Origin of the sequence: Legionella maioricensis, from assembly GCF_023618015.1 — a bacterium.
Classification (GTDB): Bacteria; Pseudomonadota; Gammaproteobacteria; order Legionellales; family Legionellaceae; genus Legionella; species Legionella maioricensis.
Genome location: NZ_JAJKBJ010000009.1, coordinates 130421 through 151584 on the forward strand (window position 1 = coordinate 130421; position 21164 = coordinate 151584).

Here is a 21164-nt window from a genome sequence, read left to right on the forward strand (position 1 = left end):
GGTTTTATGCGCACACACTACTGTTCTGCAGTGAATGAATCAAGTTTAAATAAGGAAGTCACCGTCTGTGGTTGGGTACATAATAGACGAGATCATGGTGGTGTGGTTTTTTTAGATATTCGTGATCGCTCCGGGTTGTTGCAAGTTGTTTATGAGCCGGAAAATAAAGACACGTTCTCTATTGCCGAAAAGTTGCGGTCTGAATTTGTTGTCCGCGTTACAGGCATAGTGCGCAAAAGACCTGAGGGAATGGTCAATGACAAAATGGCCACAGGGAGTGTTGAAGTCATTGGAACCCAGCTTGAGATTCTCAATCAGTCACCTACGCCTCCATTTTTGCCTGATGATCACCAAATCGTAAATGAAGATTTGCGTTATAAATATCGCTATATCGATCTGCGTCGTACCGTCATGCAAAATAAAATGACGTTAAGACACAATTTAAACCGATGTATTCGCGATTATTTAAACAAAAAAGATTTTCTGGATATAGAAACACCGATGCTAACCAAGGCTACTCCTGAAGGCGCTCGGGACTACCTGGTGCCTTCAAGAGTTCATCCAGGACAATTTTATGCATTACCCCAATCGCCACAATTATTTAAACAATTATTAATGATGTCGGGATTTGATAAATACTATCAAATCGTGCGTTGCTTCAGAGATGAGGATTTACGTGCTGACAGGCAGCCTGAATTTACTCAGCTTGATATCGAGATGGCCTTTATTGATGCAGAAGATATTCTGGTTCTGATCGAGGGATTGTTAAAGGATGTATTCAAGCAAATTCTTGATGTGACGCTACCTGAAAAATTACCAAGAATGTCTTATGCAGAAGCAATGCGACGCTTTGGCAGTGATAAACCTGACTTGCGTAATCCTTTAGAGTTAGTTGATGTGGCGGATTTGGTAAAAGACTGTGATTTTAATGTTTTTTCTGCTGCCGCTAACGATCCGGCAGGTAGAGTGGTTGCCATAAAATTACCTAATGGCTGCGATTTAAGTCGAAAAGATCTGGATGGCTATGGACAGTTCGTTGGTATTTATGGGGCTAAGGGGCTTGCTTATATCAAAGTTAATGATCTTGCTGCCGGGATGGCTGGATTACAATCTCCTATTTTGAAATTTTTATCAGAAGATGCCATTCAAGCAATTTTAAATCGTGTTGAGGCTCAATCCGGCGACGTCATTTTCTTTGGTGCAGATAAAAACTATATCGTTAATGAGTCTATGGGCGCATTAAGAATTAAACTGGGGCAAGATAGAAAGCTGTTAAGCGAAGGATGGAAATTACTATGGGTAGTTGACTGGCCCATGTTTGAAATGGATCATCAAAATAATAAATTACAGCCTATGCACCATCCATTTACCTCTCCTCAAGAGTTATCTCCAGAGGCATTGCGTTCTAACCCTACTGCATCATTAGCAAAAGCCTATGATATAGTCATCAATGGTTATGAAATTGGTGGTGGCTCTATTCGTATTCATCAATCTGACTTGCAGCAAACTGTATTTCAGTTGCTTGGAATTAATGAACAGGAGGCCCAGGATAAATTTGGTTTCCTCCTTGAAGCGTTACAATATGGCGCACCACCTCATGGTGGGATTGCTTTAGGTATCGACAGGTTAGCGATGTTGCTTACTGATTCAACATCGATCAGAGACGTCATCGCTTTTCCAAAAACGCAGACTGCATCATGTCTGTTAACCAGTGCTCCGTCGCCTACGGGCAATGCACAACTTACTGAATTAGGAATCAGACTTGCGCCGACAATTACTACAAAATAACTCATTTCAAAGCACCACCAGCCTAAAGGGTTGGTGGTGCTTTCCGTTATTTTTTTTCTTGTTATTTTTCTTATTTAGCACTCATGTCAGCGCCGTTTCTAAACCGGTTAAGGCCGTCCCCAACAAAGAAAGTAAAGCAACGCTTATTGAATATCTGGCGCAAGAGAAGACTCATCTAACGATCGCTATTAATAATGCGGAGCAAAATACCTTACCTCAAAATGAGAAAGAATTTAACGCAAAAATGCAGCACATATCATCCATGCTGACGATGACTAGCGCTAAAATTCAGAGTCTGGAAGGGTTTCTTGATAATCAAAATAAACAACAAATAAATCTTAAGCAAAGATTAAAGTATTTGCAGCAATTACCGCTTGCCAGTGCAGAAGTAAGCATCCAGGAAAGGGTAGCCAAGGTAGAAACCTTACTTACGGTGAATAAAAAAACAATTGAACTGATTAATGAAAACTTAGTGTTGGCAAGAGAGTTTGAGGTTTCATTGAAGGACCAAATAAAGGGATTGCAACTGTGGAAGCAAAAATATGAGTTAGAACAAAAACTGATTCAAATTAAATCCCAAAAGACCAAATTAAATCATGATTTGAGTCAACTTTATCAAAGTAACATCAATAATCATGATAAAAAGCGTCCAGATAACAGTTCCAATGCACAAATAGGAAACGAGGTCGATTTACTCATTAATAATCAGCATATTGCGCTTATTCATCAAAATATAAATGCCTTACATTTACAAAAAATGATAATTAAGGCTAAGATTTTATTGCTTAAAAATATAGATACCAAAACGTTACAGGCGGTGAGTGACACCTATAAAGAGGGCATTAAGCAATATTCTAATATTGAAAAATCATTACAACAAATGTTGGTTTCGCTCAATAACGAAGCCAATCTTTCAGTAAATCCCGCTTTGAAGAAGTCCCTTGTTTCGTTGCAAAAAGCATTAAATATTCAGCTTGCAGATGTCAGTTTGCAGAAAAAGATAGCTTTAAAAGAGCTGGATGAAGTTCAAAATCAACTAAAAAAACTTATTTCTTCCCGCCAAAGTCTTGCTGAATATAATTTGGATAGTTTACCTATTATTCTTAATAAATTAATAGATATTCCGAACCTATTCTATAAATATCTAAAAACCTTAACCTTGAAAGTTTATGATAGTTATACTTGGTTGGATACACTTCCTGCGACGATTTTGTGGGTGATACTGGCTTTGTCAGTTGGTGTTTTTTTTATGCTGAATCGGTTCTTAAAAACCTTGAGCAATGACAAAGAACGCTACAGACTGGCAGGATATCTTTATGACGGTGCATTGACCCTTGTGCAAAGAAACATCCCCTATCTTTGTTTGTTTATTATGCTATGGTCGGTGTTGTATTTTACTAATATTTCTTTTGCCAACTATCAATTATTATTTAATTTAATTACTGTTTGGTTCACTTTTAGGCTACTCATTTTAATTGCACGCCTGGGGCTACTGGAGCGAATCTCGGATTCATCTGGTAAGGATGTAAAATTATATTATCGATTAAAATGGCTATTTTTATTTGGTGGATGGACTACTGCTTTCATGGTCTTTAGTCATATCTTGCCGTTATCTTTATTATTACAAGATATCTTTAACAGACTGTTTATGCTGTTTATCTTGGCTGTTTCTTTAGTGGCATGGAAAAGTAAGGACGTGATTCCCTATCTGTTAAGACCATTCTTAAAATATAAAAAGAGATATTTTAAGAATGCAATTTCATTGCTGGTTATTCTCGTTCCTATCACTTTGTTTACTACGGCAATCATCGGTTTATTAGGTTTTGTCAATTTAGCCTGGACCATGTGTCGTTATCAGGCTTATCTTTTGTTAGTACTGGTTGGGTATATTCTTACGAGAGGCCTGCTTTTTGATGCATTAGAGCTCTTTTCTGAATGGATGATTTCATCTTTACGCAATGGATGGCTATGGATAGAAGTATTCTTAAAACCCATTGATAAAATTCTTCGTATTATTTTGCTTTTATTTAGTGCGCTTATTTTATTCCAGCTCTACGGGTGGCACTCTGACTCTTTGGTCATGGTCAGTCTGGAAAAACTGGCTCAGTACACCATTGTCAATTTAACGGGCATTCACATCACTGTCGCAAGTACTATAGAATTTTTTATTGTGTTGGCACTTTTTATCTGGGCATCGAAATGGACTCGGGAGTTTTGTTATCGCTGGCTGTATAAAAATGCCAAGGATGCCGGAATTCGTAATAGTCTGTCTGTATTTAGTCAATACGCCATTATTTTATTAGGTGCTTTTATTACCTTACACGTTCTGGGGCTTGATTTTGGCGGTATGTCAATGGTACTAGGGGGACTTGCAGTAGGTATGGGATTTGGCTTAAGGGATTTTGCCAACAACATAGTTGGAGGCATTATGCTTCTTATTGAAAGACCTGTCCGAGAAGGGGACTTAATTACTCTTGGTGAATATGAAGGCCAAGTGACTCATATTGGCATTCGTTCAATGCGCGTTTCTTCATGGGATAATATGGAGGTTTTAATACCCAATGCTGAAACGTTTAATAAGCCATTTACCAATTGGACTCTTCAAGATAGCATTGTGAGGACAGTAGTTCCTATTAAAGTCAGTCGTGCTGATGATCCCGTGATGATTCAGCAATTAATCCTTGATGTACTCGCTATTATTCCTGAGATAGTTCCTGATCCACCTGCACAAGTATTTCTTAAGAAAATTGATGAGGCCTTAATTGAGTTTGAAGCACGCTATTTTATTAATGTTCAACAACATACTCGTTTTGAAGTGCGCTCAAAAGTTCTTTTTGCCATAACGGCTCAATTCAAGGCCGCAGGTGTTAGAGCGCCTATAGAACCAATTACAGTGGAATTTAAAGAAGGGCACGGTGATTTCTTTCCTAAAAAACATCCCGCCGAAGACTGAAAAAGAGTTAATCGAGCGCTGTACCACAATTGAAGGTCTTAGTTTTGGCCAATTAGGGATGAGTTTAGAACTATTTATTCCATCAAACCCAAATCACAGAAAAGGATGGGTTGGACAGGCACTTGAACTGGTTTTAGGAGCTGATGCAAGCAATAAATCCTTGCCTGATTTTCAGCACCTTGGAATAGAGCTGAAAACATTGCCCATTGCACGCTCAGGAAAGCCTACTGAATCGACTTTTATTACCTCCATTCCTTTACTGACTATTCATCAACAAAATTGGAAATCATCCCAGTGCTATGCCAAATTAAAGCGTATTTTGTGGATTCCTGTTGAAGGAGATACCGATATTCCCTACGCCCAAAGAAGAATAGGACGGGGATTTGTATGGTCGCCTGATCTGCATCAAGAGTCGATACTTGCTGCCGATTGGAATTACCTGACCTTGCAAATAAGCACAGGACAACTTGAAACAATAGATGCTACAGCAGGAGAGTACTTGCAAGTAAGACCCAAAGCTGCGAATGGAAAATCCTTATGTTATGGCTACGATAGTGAAGGTAATAAAATAAAAACTCTCCCAAGAGGTTTTTATCTGCGTAGTCATTTTACTGAGAAAATTATAAGCGAACAGCAAAATTAAGCATTCCATTGCTGGGACGCTATTGAATAAATCAATTTCTAGGGGGTCTTTACAGATATTGATCACATTATTCGGTTGGATTTTTATACAGTTTGTAATGATCCGTGTTTTTGAACGAGGATAATCCCAAGTGCAGTGATAAAAATACCAACAATGCTAAGCATGTCGATAGCTTCGTTATAAATAAAGAATGCAATAATAGCAGTTGAGACAGGTACTAAATAAAATAAGCTAGCCACTTGCGCCACATCACCGTGTCTTAATAATAAATAAAGAACACTAAGTGCACTGATAGAGACGACTACAGACATCCAGGCGAGCGCGAATATAAACTGATTTGTCCACGATACGTGCATAGATTCAAACAGAAAAACACCCACAAAAACGGCAATACCAGCTGTCAGTGATTGGATCATCCCTCCGCTAAATATGTTCATGTGTGAACAAAAGCGTTTTTGATAAAGATTACCAGCCGTTAAACCGAAAAGTCCTAAAAAACTCATTGCTAAACCAATTATGTGGGTATGACTAAAGGTTAATTTATGACTAACCAAGAGCAAAACTCCAAGTAGACCCAGTAATAAACCAAACCATTGTGGCAGTCGTATTTTTGTTCCTAAAATGGGAGCTGCACCCAAGGCAACCAAAATCGGTTGTAATGCAATAATTAACGCAGTGGTAGCGGGTGAAATTCCTAAATTAATAGCTTCGAATACACCTATAGAGAATACACCTTGCATCAAAAATCCAGCTATTATAATGTGCCCGATTTCCTGCTGTCTTCGTGGCCATGGCGCACGCACGAAGAGGGTAATTATATAAAGTAGGGCTGACGTAAAGATAAAGCGTAATGATAAAAATGTTAGAGGCCCAGCATAGGGAAGACCTAATTTTGCGCCAACAAATCCTGAACCATACAAAATTACAAAAATAATCGGCATGAAAAAATGCCAATAAGCGAACTTTTTTACTTTCTCCATACGATGGTCATCTCTTTTATGCTTCGTTTCATTATGCTCCCCTGGATTAAATACAAATAAATTTGGTTATTTACAATCCATTAAGGCTATCATTGTTTTATTGATAGAACAATTGGCATATAATTAACTATTAGTTTCCGTGTGAGAACAATAATGGAAAAATCTTATTCACAGTTGGTGATTTTTTATTATGTTGCTGATTTCATGAGTTTTACCAAAGCCGCAAATCATTTGAATTGTTCCAAGGCTCATATAAGTAAACAAGTAACTGATTTAGAGCGACTTGTTGGTTCGGCCTTACTCCACCGTAATACGCGATCGATTAAACTTACATTTGCTGGAGAAGCTTTATTTAAACATGCCGAATCAATAATCCATGAATTACAATTTGTCGAAAATACAGTGAATTCATTGCAAAATAAGGCGCAGGGAACTTTACGAATTACATCGCCTAAAGGTTATGCTGACTATTTACTTGCACCCAATTTATCTCGGTTTCTCGAAAAATATCCTGACATATCCCTGGAAATGAAGCATTGTGGGGATCTTCTCGATTTAGTAAAAGAAAAAATAGATGTGGCAATCCGAATAACTCATGAACCTCCTTTAGATAAAGTAGCCAAACGGCTTGGTTCTGATCGTATGGTAATTTGTGCATCAAAAAAATATTTGGAACAATATGGTCAACCTAAAACACCAAAACAACTACACGAGCACCATTGTTTAGTATATTCATCCGAAAGGAGCATCGACCATTGGCCCTTTTACGATGAAGATACGCCAATAACTATTGCTGTTAAATCAAGGGTTTTTTCTAACAGCGTACCAGTACTTTTAGAAGCGGTGTTAAATGGGCAAGGGATTGCTCGACTACCCCAATTTGTTATCAATGAGGACATCAATAATGGTAAATTATATACCTTGTTATCTGATTTTAATCCACCAGACACACCCATTTATGCCATTTTCACACAAAGCCGAATAATTCCACCAAAGATACACGCATTTATTCAATTTCTAGAAGAGATTCATTCAGGCCTATAAACGATTAGCGCTACACGACTATGTTGAACAAGAAGTATTTGATCAATATACAACTCGTGGTAGAACGGCATGATTTATAAGACCGAGCATAGCGTCTTCTGGATATACTGGTCATCCGCGTGAAGGCCATAATTGGTGGCGCAAAAACAAGAGTGTCTTTAGTGGTTTTATTTTAAGTCAAGATATTGACTGTGTCATAACAATATTATCTAGAGACAAGGTAAACAGCACTCAAACCAGACAATTAAAGAAATTAAAATCAGATACAAATGTGGAATTAATTAATAAAGCTTATTGCAGTTTATAAGGAATTAAAACATTTAAATGATGTAGAAGTGTTTTCTGAAAATCTAATGCGTGATTTATTAAATGACGTAAAAAATTTTTATGCGCTGACTGCAATGGAAAATATAAAAAAAGTGTTTTATGCAAATATACTCTCCGCTCTTTTCTCCAATAAGGTATAAGTTTTAAATAGAGGTTCGGCCGGGATCCTGTCGAAAAGGCCCGTTTCATGTGCATTTTTAATACAACTGTAATGGTTGCTCACTTTCCAAAATATAATCCTTCTAAATTATGTCCGTTTTGATCAATTACAAAAGAGGAATAATAATCTGGAAAATAATCTCTATAACCAGGTTTCCCATTATCGCTGGCGTTTAATTGAAGAGCTGTATTATAAAATGTTTTAACTTCTTCTTTAGATGCACATTCGAAAGCAATATGGATAGGTGATGAAGCTGGTTTCCCGGTATATATTTCAAAAAAAGGTATATTCCCCTTACCCATAGCAACACAAAAGTCATTTTTAATTATGACTTCCCAGTTTATTGCTTCCAGTAATGGAATATAAAATTCGCTGCTATTTTTCAAGTTTTCTACATAAATTCCAATATGAGAAATCATAACTAACTCCTTCGCTATCTAATAATTAGATTCTGTCAATCTAAACATGGCTAATTCGCTCTGAGTAAATCCAAATTGCTGATAAAAAGCATGAGCATCTTTGAGTCAGTAGAACCCATCGAAAACACTCTTTAGTAATTGGGCTTTCAAGGACATTTTTTATTAAAAATCTACCCAATCCTTGATTTTGATAACTACGATCAATAAAAACATCGCATAGCATTGCTTCCTGGGAAAAGTCAGTTACTACTCTTGCAAATCCAAGTTGCCTACTATAGCCCTCATATAATCCGTAGCATACAGAATGACGCAGAGATTTTGCTAAGCGGTGCAATGAAATGTTTTTAGCCCAATAAAAAGACGATAATTGCTCATGTAAATAAGTAATATTGAGTTTATTTCTATCACTGCTAAAAATTAGGTTATCCTGTTTTACTTCATAAATTTCATCTGATAGTTCTTGAAAAGAAGAATTCACTTTATTTTCCTATAGGTTAAGATTAATTTGACAAAAGGCTCTTTATTGAGCAGAGAGAATTCTCCTTACCGATGTTCGGCCAATACCCACTTTTTTTGCAATTGCTGATTGACTTAACCCATCTTTAAATAATGCAATGATTTCTTTTTCAAATTTTTTTGCTGTCGCAGGTCGCCCATGCGCTTTACCTTTGCCCCTTGCATGGGCTATACCTGCTTTTACTCTTTCCCGTAAAATTTCCCGTTCAAACTCTGCAAATATGGCCAGTAGACCAGCCATTGCGCGCCCCGTTGCCGTAGTTAAGTCTAAGGCTTCAGTTAATGATATGAATCCAACTCCAAGGCTATTAAGTTCATTAAGTGTGTAAAACAAATCATTCACCGATCGACCCCACCGATCTAACTTCCAAACAATAATCACATCAATTTGTCGCCGCTTTGCTTGGTTTATAAGCTCTCCGCGTTTTGGCTTATCTTCGGCTCCAGAACCAATTTCGGTAATTTCACTTTCAACTTGCCAATCCCTAGCCTTGACATATTTTTTCATAGCTTCAATTTGCATATCCAACGTATGTTGGTCATGTGTTGAAACTCTGGCATAAATTCCTGCTTTCATACCTGGCCAAAAACCCCATGAAATTCGTCTATCGAAAACCCTTTAAATATAAGGATCAAAAGTCTTGATTTTAGCATGGCCATAAACTACTGTTTTCGGCCGCTGTAAAGATAACCAAAATTTAATATGACTGCAATACATGAAACCGCCTATCCCAGATTGAAACCACATCCTTCACCAACAGAGCTTGAGAAAAACTTCAAACCAACGTTCGATGAAATAATGCTGATGGAAGAAAGCACACGCTCAGCATCAGCCATTAATAAGTTAGGTTTTATAGTCACATTGAAATGTTATCAATGCTTGGGTTATGCAATTAATCTGAAAGATGTTCCTGAAACAATCATCAGCTATGTTTCCAAAGCATTAGGAGGTTCTGATAATCCGGTACTTACTGGTTATGCACCAAGCTCTAAAAAAAGACATCGGAAAATTATTCTGCAATTTCTTAACATATCAGATGATGAGCATAAACAACGGGATTGTATGAAGCAAAGTGCATTAAAGTCTGCGGTTTTCAAAGAAGGGTTGGCTGATATTATTAATGACATGATTGAAACGCTTGTCAAGGAGCGATTCGAGTTGCCCGGTTTTACTACATTGGAACGAATGGCTAGAGCCGCTAGAGTGCTTACCAGTACTAAATTGTATGAGCGAATCACCGCTAAGCTTAGTGATGAGTCAAAAATATTTCTCGATACATTGTTTGATACAGAACTTGCGCTAGATAATGCCACAACACGATGGGCTTATTTAAAACAGGAAATGAAAGTACCGACTACTCAGAATGTCAAAACCTTCGTAGAGAATTTAGCTCAATTAAAAGATTGGCGCTCTAAAGCACCAGCTGCTATTGATGAAATTCCGGCTCATCGATTAGAGCAATTGATTGAAGAATCAACTGCCTTGGATAGCTCAGACATGAAGGACTTAAAGCAAAATAAACGTTATGCTTTAGCAGTTACCATGCTTCATTTTAAACTTGCAAATGGTTTGGATAACATTGCAAGTGTATTGATTCGCTGGATGCGTAAAATGAGACATGAAGCCAGTCAGGAATTAGATGCTTACACATTAACCAAGAAAAATGAAACAGACCGATTAGTTGAAATTCTGTATAACGTGTTATTAGCATCAAAGGTTACTGGGACACCTCCAGAAAGATTGGATGCTATTGAAAAAGCTTTTCCAGAAGACAAAGAAGGAACCATTATTCAATGTGAACAATATTTAGCACACTCAGGAAATAATTATTTGCCTTTTATGGTAAAGCTCTATCAAAACAAGAGGTATGTACTATTTCAGTTATTGGAGCAATTAACATTGCGCTCTGCATCTCAAGATAGATCACTTGAGCAGGCGGCTTCTTTCATTATCGAGCATCGTCAAAGCAAACAAAAGATGATTCCCATCGTTGCTAATGATTTTGATCAATTAAGCTGGCTCAGTGATAAATGGTTTAATTTTGTTACGAATAACAAGCGACATGATGAGATCATGGTGGTCAATAAAAAACATTTCGAAATGGCTGTTTTTAATGCGTTAGCAGATGAAATCCACTGTGCGGACATGTTTTTGGTAGGCGCTAATCATTATGACGATCCAAATAAACAATTGATGACCTGGGAAGAATTTTATGCCGGCGTTGATGAGTATTGTGGCTTAATTCAGCAACCAAGCAAGCCTTCTGAGTTTATTAAAAGTTTGCAAGACCAGCATCTTGAAGCAGCAATGCAAACAGACAGTGGTTTCCTGGCCAATGAATATCTAAGTATTGAAAATGGAGAGCCAGTTTTAAAACGTGCAGTAACCAAAAAAGAGGATAAAGCGATTACTGCTTTTGTTGATGAAGTTTCAGCACGATTACCCCTCTCAAACATCGTTGACGTCTACAGGGATATTGAAGAATGGCTATCTATTAGCAAATTTTTTAAACCACTGTCAGGTTATGATGCCAAAATCAAAGATTATGGCATGCGTTTCGTAGCCACTACTTTTTCCTATGGCTGTAATGTTGGCCCCGTTCAAGCAGAACGTTGTTTACAACAATATAGCCGTAAACAAATTGCATGGGTATTTAACCATCATGTGACCGATTACCGGCTAAGTAAAGCAACAGAGAAGTTGATTAATATTTATAATCAATTCGAGTTACCGAAGTCATGGGGTACTGGTGATAGCAGCTCTGTTGATGGAACGTATTGGAACATGTACACCAATAATTTACTGGCAGAGCACCATATTCGCTATGGACAGTATGGCGGTATTGGTTATTACCACGTTTCTGATCAATACATTGCACTGTTTAGTAATTTTATTCCTTGCGGTGTCTACGAAGCGACTTATATTTTTGATGGCGTTATTGATAATGAATCTGATATTCAGCCCAAAACAATCCATGGTGATACAGGTGCTCAAAGTGAGGTAGTGTTTGCTTTTGCTTATTTGCTTGCAATTAAATTGATGCCAAGAATTCGCAATTTCAAACATCTAAAATATTACAGACCGGTTACAGCATCAGGCGTCACGTTTAAACATATTGATAGCTTAATTACTCATGATAAGATTGATTGGGTGTTGATTGAGGCGCATTACTACGATATGTTGCGGGTAGTGATGTCCATTCAAAATGGTAAAATTAAAGCATCAACTATTTTACGTAAGCTATGCACGCAAAGCCGTAAGAATAAGATCTATCAGGCATTTCGTGAGTTAGGCCGAGTAATTCGAACAATTTTCTTACTCAATTACATCAACGATATTGAATTGCGACGGGTTATTCATGCCGCAACGTGCAAAAGTGAAGAATTTAATAACTTCATTGATTGGGTAGCATTCGGGCATGATGGAACTATTGAAGATAATCTACAGGGGAGCCAAAAGAAAATTATTAATTTTGGTCGTTTGGCCGCTAATGCTGTTATTCTGCATGTTGTGGCTAATATGACAAATGTAATTAATGAGATGAAAACTGAAGGTTATGAAATTAGCCCTGAAATGCTCAATGGTTTATCGCCGTATCACACAGGCCATCTTAATCGATTTGGTTTATTCCCTTTGACGGGACATAGAGAAAAATTGAGGGTGGAATTTAAACTGAATTAAAAATAAACAGGAAACGGTCCTTTTCGTCAGGATCCCGACCGAACCTCAAATATACTGCTCTGCATCCCACAGCTTGTCAGCAGGATCCGGAAAGCGAGGCACAGAGCAGTATTTCTAGATCCCGCGGACAAGCCGCGGGACGGAGGGAGTATAGAAGATATACAACAACGAGGGCAAACCGTGAGGCGTTGAAATGTATTATAAAACATCTGATTGATTCAAAAACGCCTCGCAAAGGCTGACACATTCAACGATTAGTTAAAGCTGGATGGCGAAAAGCCTCCCATGATCGCACTGGGTACCATTTGTTTTACCGTCTCAACTGGTTGTCTTATTTTGGCGGTCATTAGTTCTCTGAAGTCAGGACTGGTTGCAAAATATTTAATCGCTTGTTCCAATCCATTAAATACTCCCACATCAAAATTACGTGTTTCTACATTAACCTTTAATTCACGAATACGGTTTAGATCAATTTTGGGTTTTGTTGAAGAAGAAAATAAGGAAAATGTAGAGGATACTATACTATACCCCGTGGAGAGGACACTGGATAATCCGCCTTTTTGATCTTCTTCTTTAGCCTCTTTGGGCCATGCAAGCATAAATTCGGTACTACATAACGGAGAGATTAATTTGATCATGCGTTGGATATCAGGATAGGCTAAATTCTGGGTATTATCTGCTGCTGAACCGTAGTTCTCCTGACCGTTTTTTAAACACCAATTGTAAATGGTTTTCATTTCTGCGAGTTGTTCGAAAAAATCAGTCATGCTAAAGCGTTCAAGAATATACCCGGCAACTCCGAAATAAAGAACCGCGGTTAAGAAATAATTAGCAAAGTCTGGAATAGGCAAGAAAAACCCCACAATCCAGGAGCCTCCCCAAGTAGTTAAACCAGCGCTCATCGCTTGAAAAAGATACATTTGGTTTACAGTAAGCTCAAAACTATCGATGTAATTTTTTAATGCCCCTGTATGTTCTTTATTATCCAGGTCAAAAGGAGTTGAGGTTAGGACTCTTAGTTTTTCGGTTCGTTTCGCTCGTTCTGTTGCAATTTCACTCATTTTGCTAGCATTTAGCTTACCCATACTTCTCTCTCCTTGAAAATAAAAATACTCTAGAATAAACATATCTAAAATATCGGTTATAAATCCTACCAGTCTTACTTAAAGATTTGGGAGTTGACTTTGACACTTCTCATTAATTTCATCCATTTTATACTATATATTTTGCTATTAATGAATGGGATTTTATCCATAAGTTCAATAAATTTAACAAATACACCTTTATGGCATATAATAGGCCAATTTTTTCAAATTAATGACATATTACGCATGCCCAAAACAGTAAAGCTACTCATTGAACCGACAAAAATTCATGAGTTAAGTTCTAAAAATAGTCAAATAATAGCAGCATTGAGGTCTTTTTTAGACACCAATAAAACAGAAGGGGTTTGGGCAAGTCACGAAGATTATAAGTACACTTATAATCACATTAATTATCAATTTAGTTTTACTCAGTCAATTTTAAAACGAAAAAGAAAAGAGGGTAAAACGGGGGTTCGATTTGATATTTATGATCGTGATAAAGATCCTCTTGGAAAGGGTGGTTATGGCGTCGTTTACCCAATTATAGGAACTATCGGATTTAAAGCAGAAAAAACCGTTTTAAAATCGGGTAATCAGCGAATTGTTAAAATTCAGGATCACAGTAAAAAAGATCAATCGGCGGAAATAAGACAGGAATATGAAGGATTACTACAAGCAGGACATTTGCATGTGAAGCCTCCTGTGTTTACAGATGGGCCTGAGGGGAAAAAAAGTTACTTGGTCATGGCGCGTGCGAAAGGGATCGCCTTAGAAAAAATACTTCATCCTAATAAACGTGTTGATATCATTGATCAAATTCCGGAGTTGACAGTCGCAAAACGTTTTGAGTTAACCTTGGCTATATTAAATGCCATTAAAACTCAGGTTACAGATAAAAATCTTGTTCATAGAGATTTAAAACCCTGGAATCTTATGGTTGATCTAAACACTTCACCTCCAACTGTTACTGTTATTGATTATGGATTTAATTTGAAACAAGGAGAGCAGGATCTTCGCAGAGTGGGAACCAGAGCCTATAGGCCACCAGAATCATTCGCAGACCATCTCGCGTATTCAACGAAATCCGATGTGTATTCAGCAGGAAGAATCTTAAGCTATTTATGGGGTGATGATTATCATAATTATTATCTGGGGCGCGATAAGGATTGGAGTTATATAAAAAATAAGTCTACAAATGAACATTTATTTCATGAGCCTGATATTAAGTTTTTTCTCGCGAAAGAAAAACAGAATCAGATTAGAGAATGTATCAATCAAATGTTGAGTGAAGATCCCAACATGCGCCCCACGATAGAAGAGTCCATTACTCAATTTTCTCAAATCGATATTCAACCCCCAAGAAATAGAAACAGGCTGGGATTTTCTCACATAGATCCCGAACAATTTAAAATAAGATTAAATGAGCAAATCCAGGCAATTCAAAATCAATTAATCGTGTTGCGGAATAAAGAAAGGAATCTTAGACAAAGAGGATTTCTGTTTGCTGCTGATGCAATGAAACATTTAGTTGATGAGTTAAATACCAATACAGAGTTATTAGTGAGAAAACCTGAGCCCTATATACTTCTTGCATATAGAAATTGCTGTTTAGAAGAAATAAATGCTGCTAAAGGACCCTTGAAAAATCACAGGGATTCATGGTGGCTAGTAGCTGAAATAGCAACGGCAATTGGTTTGCTTGGTGTAGGCTATTTAATTGCTCTAGGGATAAATTACATCAATACCAATAGAGTAGGTTTATTTTCTCAAACAAAATCCGAGCAATTAATCGATAAGATGAAAGATTTTATTTTGGATATTGATCCGCCTCCCTTGCAGTCACTGCAATTAAGTTAAGTTTTGGAGCCTGGATTAGCGCAGCGTAATCCAGGCTTTCAGTGTTCGAAATAACACAATCTTATCGAGTTAATTGTTTCTTTCGCAAAAATTAGCTACAACAGAGGATGAGAAAATATATTTTTGACTTCAACGTTTTCCAACATTTCATTTGAAGGAATATTTTATGAGTTTTTCCATTTTATTGAAAATGATGCGATTTTGGCCCCCGTTTTGGGGCGCTGGAATTAGTGTGAAAAAATTCAATTCTGATTACACGTATATTTTAGTCCAAATGAAAATGCGTTTTTGGAACAGGAATTATGTTGGGACTCATTTTGGTGGTTCTTTATACTCCATGACTGACCCTTTTTATATGTTGATGTTAATGAAGCTTCTTGGAAGAGAGTATATTGTTTGGGATAAGTCATCAACCATCCGTTATAAAATTCCTGCAAAAGGAACTGTTTATGCGCAGTTCACCTTATCATCAGAACAAATTGAAAAAATTCGTCTTGAACTGGAACACTTCAAAAAACTTGAGCCTGAGTTTATGGTAGAAATAACTGATAAAAAGGGGAATATCGTTGCTGAGGTAAAGAAAATACTTTACATAACGAAGAAAAATAAGAGTGATGCGATTTGATTCTCTTGGATCTTTGTAAATATGAAGTGAGGTGTGCCAGCTGAAATCACAAGTCATTGTCTCCATGTACTATAATTAACTGGAAAGCTTGGTTCAATGATAAATGGATAATCCATGCTAAGGAGTGTGCATCATGTTAAGTTGGGCGCTGGTCTTTTTTATCATTGCAATAATTGCGGCTGCTTTTGGTTTTGGTGGTATTGCAGTGGCTGCTGCTGGAATTGCAAAAATATTATTCTTCCTGTTTTTAGTGATATTTGTGGTGTTTCTAGTCATGGGTCTAATAGGTCGTCGCGGTCCTCCTCCACTTGTATAGAGAATGATTCATGCCGGAGAAGGCTCTGGCATGAATTGAGTCTTTACATTGTGGAACACGAGTGGAGTCGCATAGCCATCAGGGTAAGACTACTCTGCTCAATGTCCTTCCCGTGCAAGCTGGAATCCATTCCTATTTTAGTACAATGCTAATGCAAAAATGGATCCTCATCGACACGAAAAATATTTATGCAATATGTCCATTATTAAACAAAAATAATCTTCAGCTTGACAGCTATGCATGGAGCCTTGACTAGTGATCCATGCAATTTTTCAATATAGAATTCGCTTTATATCCTATGAATAAGGAGATAACTACATGGAACAAAGACGCTTAGGGGTAAATGGTCCACTGGTTTCAGCATTAGGACTTGGCTGTATGGGAATGTCCATGAGTTATGGCCCAACAAACGATACTCAGTCCATTAAGGTGATTCATCGAGCGATTGAATTAGGTGTGACCTTTATCGATACTGCCGATATGTATGGTTGGGGCCATAATGAAGAATTAATCAGTAAAGCCATCAAATCACAGCGTCATAAAATGATTTTGGCAACCAAGATGGGATTTGCCAGAAAAAGTCTTGGAGACGCACGAGATTACCGCATTGATGGTTCCCCAGCCTACGTAATAAAAGCTTGTGATGCGAGCTTAAAGCGTTTAGGTGTAGATGCAATCGATTTATATTATTTACATCGAGTGGATCCTGAAACACCTATTGAAGACTCCATTGGAACAATGGCTGATTTAGTAAAAGCAGGTAAAATTCGCCATATCGGCATTTCAGAGGTAAAGCCTGCAACTATCAGACGAGCGGCAAAAGTTCATCCTATTGCTGCAGTACAAACAGAATATTCTTTATGGGAACGACATCCAGAAAAAGAAATTATACCAACTTGCCAGGAGTTAGGAATTGCCTTTGTTGCCTATTGCCCGTTAGGGCGTGGTTTTTTGACAGGTACGGTGACTAATATGCATCAATTAACCCATGAGGACTTCAGAACCCTGTTGCCGCGCTTTCAAGGAGAAAATTTTATTGCTAATCAAAAACTTATCTATGAATTAAGAAAAATGGCTGAAGAGAAACGCTGCAGCTTGAGCCAACTGGCATTAGCATGGATATTAGCCCAACCCGCATCTATTATTCCGATACCAGGAACCAAGAGAACTTCTTATCTTGAAGAAAATCTGGAAGCATTAACTCTTGAATTATCGCAAGAGGATCTGCATCACCTTGAGCAATTATTTCCAGTTAATATTGCCAGCGGAAATAAATACCCCAAAGAATTTCAACGAGAAGCTTAATTCGTTGATCTTATATTGTATACTGCTCGCAGTGAGTTTTTTAATGACTGCCCATAATATGGGCGATCCGGTGTAGCAACGATTATTTCTCAATTTCTAGGGTATTAAAATGAACAAACTATTAGCACTAATTTTAGCAACCACATCCTTCTCTGTAGTTGCCAAGGAGATAACCCCAGAGAAGTATTCACAAGTATTTAAAAATTATGATGCTTGTTTCATTCTTTATAGTGTGAATCAACAGAAGATAGTTAGTGAATATAATCCGGAAAACCATTGTAACCAACGCATTGCGCCTGACTCTACTTTTAAAGTTCCTTTATCTTTAATGGCTTTTGATAAGGGCATTATCAACCAAAATACAGTTTTTAAATGGGACGGTAAAAAAGGATTATTGGCGGAGCACGATCGGGATCAAACCCCTGGTACCTGGATAAAATATTCAGTCATTTGGGTTTCTCAACAGATTACTTCCCAATTAGGTTATGCCCCAATAAAACATTATTTGGCTGATTTTAATTACGGTAACCAGGATTTTACTGGGGATTCAGGAAAAAATAATGGTCTTCACTATGCTTGGTTATCGAGTAGTTTAAAAATATCTGCAGTAGAACAACTTCATTTTTTAAACGCTATGTTGAGTAACAAATTGCCTATTGCTAAAGAGGCGATTGTTAAAACTAAAGAAAACATGTATTTAGGGAAGTTGGATAATGGCGCTGATTACTATGGTAAGACTGGCTCCGGACGGCATGGGCGTAACGAAAGAGAAAGTAATCCCAGTCAATTACGCGATGGTTGGTTTGTCGGCTTTGTTGAGGATGGTTCCCAGAAATATATTTTTGTTAGTAATTTGACTGATAAAGTAGTACAGGCATCTATAGATAAATCTGACGGTAGTTTAAAACCATTTGGCAGCCAATTACTAAAACCCATTACTATGCAATTATTAAATGATTATTTTGCTAAGTAGTTACTCACATGCGGTTTGAATTCAGGATGCTAAGTATTTAATTTTGCAGTATGCTCGTAAAATCAAAAATAACTCTTGGCAGGTTGGGCTAAGCAACGCGCAGCCCAACAAGAGAGAACTGTTGCGCATATCTAAGATTATGCGCAAACCATAACACTTGAAGTGACGTGAGACAGATCCAAATCAGAGATGGTTGTTCCTTGAAACAGTCTATGTCGTTGTACGGGGGTTAGAGTCGAACCACTAAACAAACCTGGCTCATAACCGGGCAATTGGGCATGATAGTTTCGTAATCTTTTCATGATGACATCTGCTAAGTTTTTATTAAGATAAGCCCCCGTTCCCTGTAGACAAGGATTGGGTGCCATGCTGCGTTCACCTAAACTTCGGAGACGCTCCTCAAGAAAGGCTCTTCCTTTTTTATATTCAGCTAGGTTGTCACCCCATGTCATGATATTTAGAGCAGGCTCATAAGCACTGATTATTTCTGCAGCAGCACTACTGGCTTGGAAAAGACGCATGAGTTGTTCTTGAGTTGGCATACCCGCTTGGTTTGGATCTTTCTTTAACTGGGTCATTATCTTTATTAATAAAAAGCGCTCAGTAGGGGCAAGCTCTATTCCCACAGGCTCTAATAAATGTTCTAGCTCACTGTTAAGATAGTATTTATCTAACACACATTGCAGCTGTTCCTGAAGGGTAAGTGGCTTATAGTCTTTTTGTTTTTCTAATTCAGCAAGGGCGGTACTCAGTAATCCAGCGTCAATTACATTGTGAGTGTTCTTTACTCTGGGATTGGTGATCCCTTTCAATACTAAATGATGTCCGTGACGAGCGGGATTGGGGCTGTCTTTATATTTTACACCAAGAACCTCGGCTTTTTGAGCGCTTTCTTCAGTATCGAAAGTGAAAAATCTATTTCTTTTCTTTAGCAATTCACGCTGTTCGGGAGTACTCTGCTTGCTTCTTTGAGCTTGTACCATGCCATCACTCGCTTCAAAAAGTAGTTTATCTCCCCCTGTTTTGGGTAACTTTTGACCATCACTATCATGAGTAGTACTAGGCGCTGTATAGACAGCAGCATAGCGATGATCAGGAATTTTTGCTTTTACATGCTCTGATTGATAACCATTATTGGTTGTTTCGAGTGCTTTACGAACTCTATGCAGAATTTTTTCATCAAGATGATGCGCTTTTATAAAATCAGCAATTGAGTTAATGATTTCTTCAGCATATTTATTTACAGGAATGCCCATATTTTTAAAAAGCTCAATAGCATGCAGCACGTTCTTTACAATAACCTCTTCCAAGCTGGTGTAAGTATTATTTGTAATGACGCTGCAGCCTGGTAAAGCAGTAGCTGCCTCTAATACGATACGACCACCGTTTGAATGTCCCATTAAAACTAGGTTTTCTGGTTTGACCCCTTTGTTTTTATATAGAAATGCTGCTGCAGCCAAAATAATTTTTACGGGGCTGGCAAAAGAAGTTGCTCCTTCGGCCAAATAGTCGACGACTAAAAAATTATAGTGGTTGCGAGTAGCAACTTCCTTGGTTACAGGTAGCATATTGGTGTATGAAGCACCTGCTCCTCCCACAACAATAAGCCATTTGTCAGTGGCAACGGGATTGCGGTATTCTACTGCCTGAACATTAGTTTTTTGATCAATTCGCAATGGATAGCTGATTACGTCATTAGGAGCTGAGAGGAGGGTGCTTTTAAGGTTGTCTGCAATATCTATTTCTTTTTCAGCTACATCAGTAATGGCTTTCACGCATATTTTTGTAATTAGTTTACTAATGAAACCTGGTTTGACCATTCTCTCTTTTAAAGCTGCACGATTAAACTGCTGACTTGAGACATCAACTGTTGAAGGACCATGAGGATAAAGATGAATGGTTTTAAACTCCATAGGCTGAATCAAGTCGCGTATGGCTTCTAAATTTTGTTTGGTTGCGTGAAGCATTTCCTCAATAGTGAAATCATCCTTAAGATGATGCTGAAGATAAGTGATATTTTTGTCAATTAAGCGGCAATACTCGAATAAAAGGCTCCATAATGCATGTTTTTCTGCATCAGTTAATTGATTGTGTGCGCTTTGGAACAGTTCGCTGATTTTTTGAATCGTATTTTTTGCTCCATAAGTTAAACCAATCAGCTCATCAGCAAAGTCACGAAGCCGAGTGCTCTCTGTTATGGTATCGCTAGGCTGAGTACAAGAATCTGCTTGCAGGCTAATTAGGGCAATTTGTCTTTTGAGCTTTGCTATTTGTACATTTAATTGCTTTACTGTCATAGAATTACTGCTCATTGTTAATCGTTAAGGATATAATTTTTTTACTCCACAATTGTGCGAGATGATAACATAATAGCCATCACATGAAAGATATAACCATATTATTTTCATCCATTTTTTTCATTACTATTAGTCGATGTTTAAAGTAAACAAATGAAGTAAAAAACGAAGCAAAAGATCTTGGATATACGATT

At 37.6% G+C, this 21164-nt stretch carries 16 protein-coding genes; 10 read left to right on the forward strand and 6 right to left on the reverse strand.

The window, feature by feature from the left end; genetic code table 11:
• Positions 1 to 6 precede the first annotated feature (6 nt).
• Genes aspS through mutH form a run of 3 tightly spaced genes read left to right on the forward strand, consistent with a single transcriptional unit; the run spans position 7 to position 5384 of the window.
• On the forward strand, positions 7 to 1788 hold the full coding sequence (aspS, locus tag LOX96_RS09385) for an aspartate--tRNA ligase (RefSeq protein ID WP_250421208.1): 1782 nt from the start codon (positions 7 to 9) through the stop codon (positions 1786 to 1788).
• Entirely contained in the window at positions 1763 to 4741 is a 2979-nt protein-coding gene (locus tag LOX96_RS09390; RefSeq protein WP_250421209.1) for a mechanosensitive ion channel domain-containing protein, read from the forward strand. The genes aspS and LOX96_RS09390 overlap by 26 nt, the downstream gene beginning before the upstream one ends.
• Complete coding sequence (gene mutH, locus LOX96_RS09395; protein WP_250421210.1) at positions 4704 to 5384, forward strand: DNA mismatch repair endonuclease MutH; 681 nt, start codon at positions 4704 to 4706, stop codon at positions 5382 to 5384. The genes LOX96_RS09390 and mutH overlap by 38 nt, the downstream gene beginning before the upstream one ends.
• An 83-nt stretch (positions 5385 to 5467) precedes the next feature.
• Here mutH and LOX96_RS09400 read toward each other — a convergent pair whose 3' ends face one another.
• A complete protein-coding gene (locus LOX96_RS09400; RefSeq protein WP_250421211.1) occupies positions 5468 to 6364 on the reverse strand; it encodes a DMT family transporter in 897 nt (298 codons plus the stop codon).
• Between the two features lie 153 nt (positions 6365 to 6517).
• On the opposite strand from LOX96_RS09400, the gene LOX96_RS09405 reads away from it, so the two are divergent.
• Entirely contained in the window at positions 6518 to 7408 is an 891-nt protein-coding gene (locus LOX96_RS09405; protein ID WP_250421212.1) for a LysR family transcriptional regulator, read from the forward strand.
• Positions 7409 to 7954: 546 nt separating this feature from the next.
• Here the strand turns inward: LOX96_RS09405 and LOX96_RS09410 are convergent.
• From LOX96_RS09410 to LOX96_RS09420, 3 genes are read right to left on the reverse strand one after another with little or no spacing between them, the layout of a single operon-like run.
• A complete protein-coding gene (locus LOX96_RS09410) occupies positions 7955 to 8314 on the reverse strand; it encodes a VOC family protein (RefSeq protein WP_250421213.1) in 360 nt (119 codons plus the stop codon).
• A gap of 40 nt (positions 8315 to 8354) precedes the next feature.
• On the reverse strand, positions 8355 to 8792 hold the full coding sequence (locus tag LOX96_RS09415) for a GNAT family N-acetyltransferase (protein WP_250421214.1): 438 nt from the start codon (positions 8790 to 8792) through the stop codon (positions 8355 to 8357).
• A gap of 42 nt (positions 8793 to 8834) precedes the next feature.
• Positions 8835 to 9407 carry a recombinase family protein gene (locus LOX96_RS09420; RefSeq protein ID WP_250421215.1) on the reverse strand — a complete coding sequence of 191 codons (573 nt, stop codon included), beginning with the start codon at positions 9405 to 9407 and terminating at the stop codon, positions 8835 to 8837.
• Positions 9408 to 9533: 126 nt separating this feature from the next.
• Here LOX96_RS09420 and LOX96_RS09425 point away from each other — a divergent pair, with 126 nt between their 5' ends.
• Complete coding sequence (locus LOX96_RS09425) at positions 9534 to 12512, forward strand: Tn3 family transposase (protein WP_250421216.1); 2979 nt, start codon at positions 9534 to 9536, stop codon at positions 12510 to 12512.
• 254 nt (positions 12513 to 12766) lie between these two features.
• On the opposite strand, the gene LOX96_RS09430 is transcribed toward LOX96_RS09425, so the two are convergent.
• Positions 12767 to 13597 carry a hypothetical protein gene (locus tag LOX96_RS09430; protein ID WP_250421217.1) on the reverse strand — a complete coding sequence of 277 codons (831 nt, stop codon included), beginning with the start codon at positions 13595 to 13597 and terminating at the stop codon, positions 12767 to 12769.
• A gap of 246 nt (positions 13598 to 13843) precedes the next feature.
• On the opposite strand from LOX96_RS09430, the gene legK1 reads away from it, so the two are divergent.
• From legK1 to LOX96_RS09455, 5 genes are all read left to right on the forward strand, one after another.
• Positions 13844 to 15454: a Dot/Icm T4SS effector kinase LegK1 gene (legK1, locus tag LOX96_RS09435; RefSeq protein WP_250421218.1), complete on the forward strand. Its 1611-nt coding sequence runs from the start codon at positions 13844 to 13846 to the stop codon at positions 15452 to 15454.
• A gap of 166 nt (positions 15455 to 15620) precedes the next feature.
• A complete protein-coding gene (locus LOX96_RS09440) occupies positions 15621 to 16079 on the forward strand; it encodes a DUF4442 domain-containing protein (protein ID WP_250421219.1) in 459 nt (152 codons plus the stop codon).
• 133 nt (positions 16080 to 16212) lie between these two features.
• Positions 16213 to 16395: a DUF1328 family protein gene (locus LOX96_RS09445; protein WP_250421220.1), complete on the forward strand. Its 183-nt coding sequence runs from the start codon at positions 16213 to 16215 to the stop codon at positions 16393 to 16395.
• A gap of 318 nt (positions 16396 to 16713) precedes the next feature.
• The gene (locus LOX96_RS09450; RefSeq protein ID WP_250421221.1) at positions 16714 to 17700 is read left to right on the forward strand and encodes an aldo/keto reductase; all 987 of its coding nucleotides are present in this window, start codon (positions 16714 to 16716) and stop codon (positions 17698 to 17700) included.
• A 109-nt stretch (positions 17701 to 17809) separates the two neighbouring features.
• On the forward strand, positions 17810 to 18673 hold the full coding sequence (locus LOX96_RS09455) for a penicillin-binding transpeptidase domain-containing protein (protein WP_250421222.1): 864 nt from the start codon (positions 17810 to 17812) through the stop codon (positions 18671 to 18673).
• Positions 18674 to 18810: 137 nt separating this feature from the next.
• On the opposite strand, the gene LOX96_RS09460 is transcribed toward LOX96_RS09455, so the two are convergent.
• Positions 18811 to 20985, reverse strand: a complete 2175-nt coding sequence (locus LOX96_RS09460) for an alpha/beta hydrolase family protein (RefSeq protein ID WP_250421223.1) — start codon at positions 20983 to 20985, stop codon at positions 18811 to 18813.
• Positions 20986 to 21164: the final 179 nt, after the last annotated feature.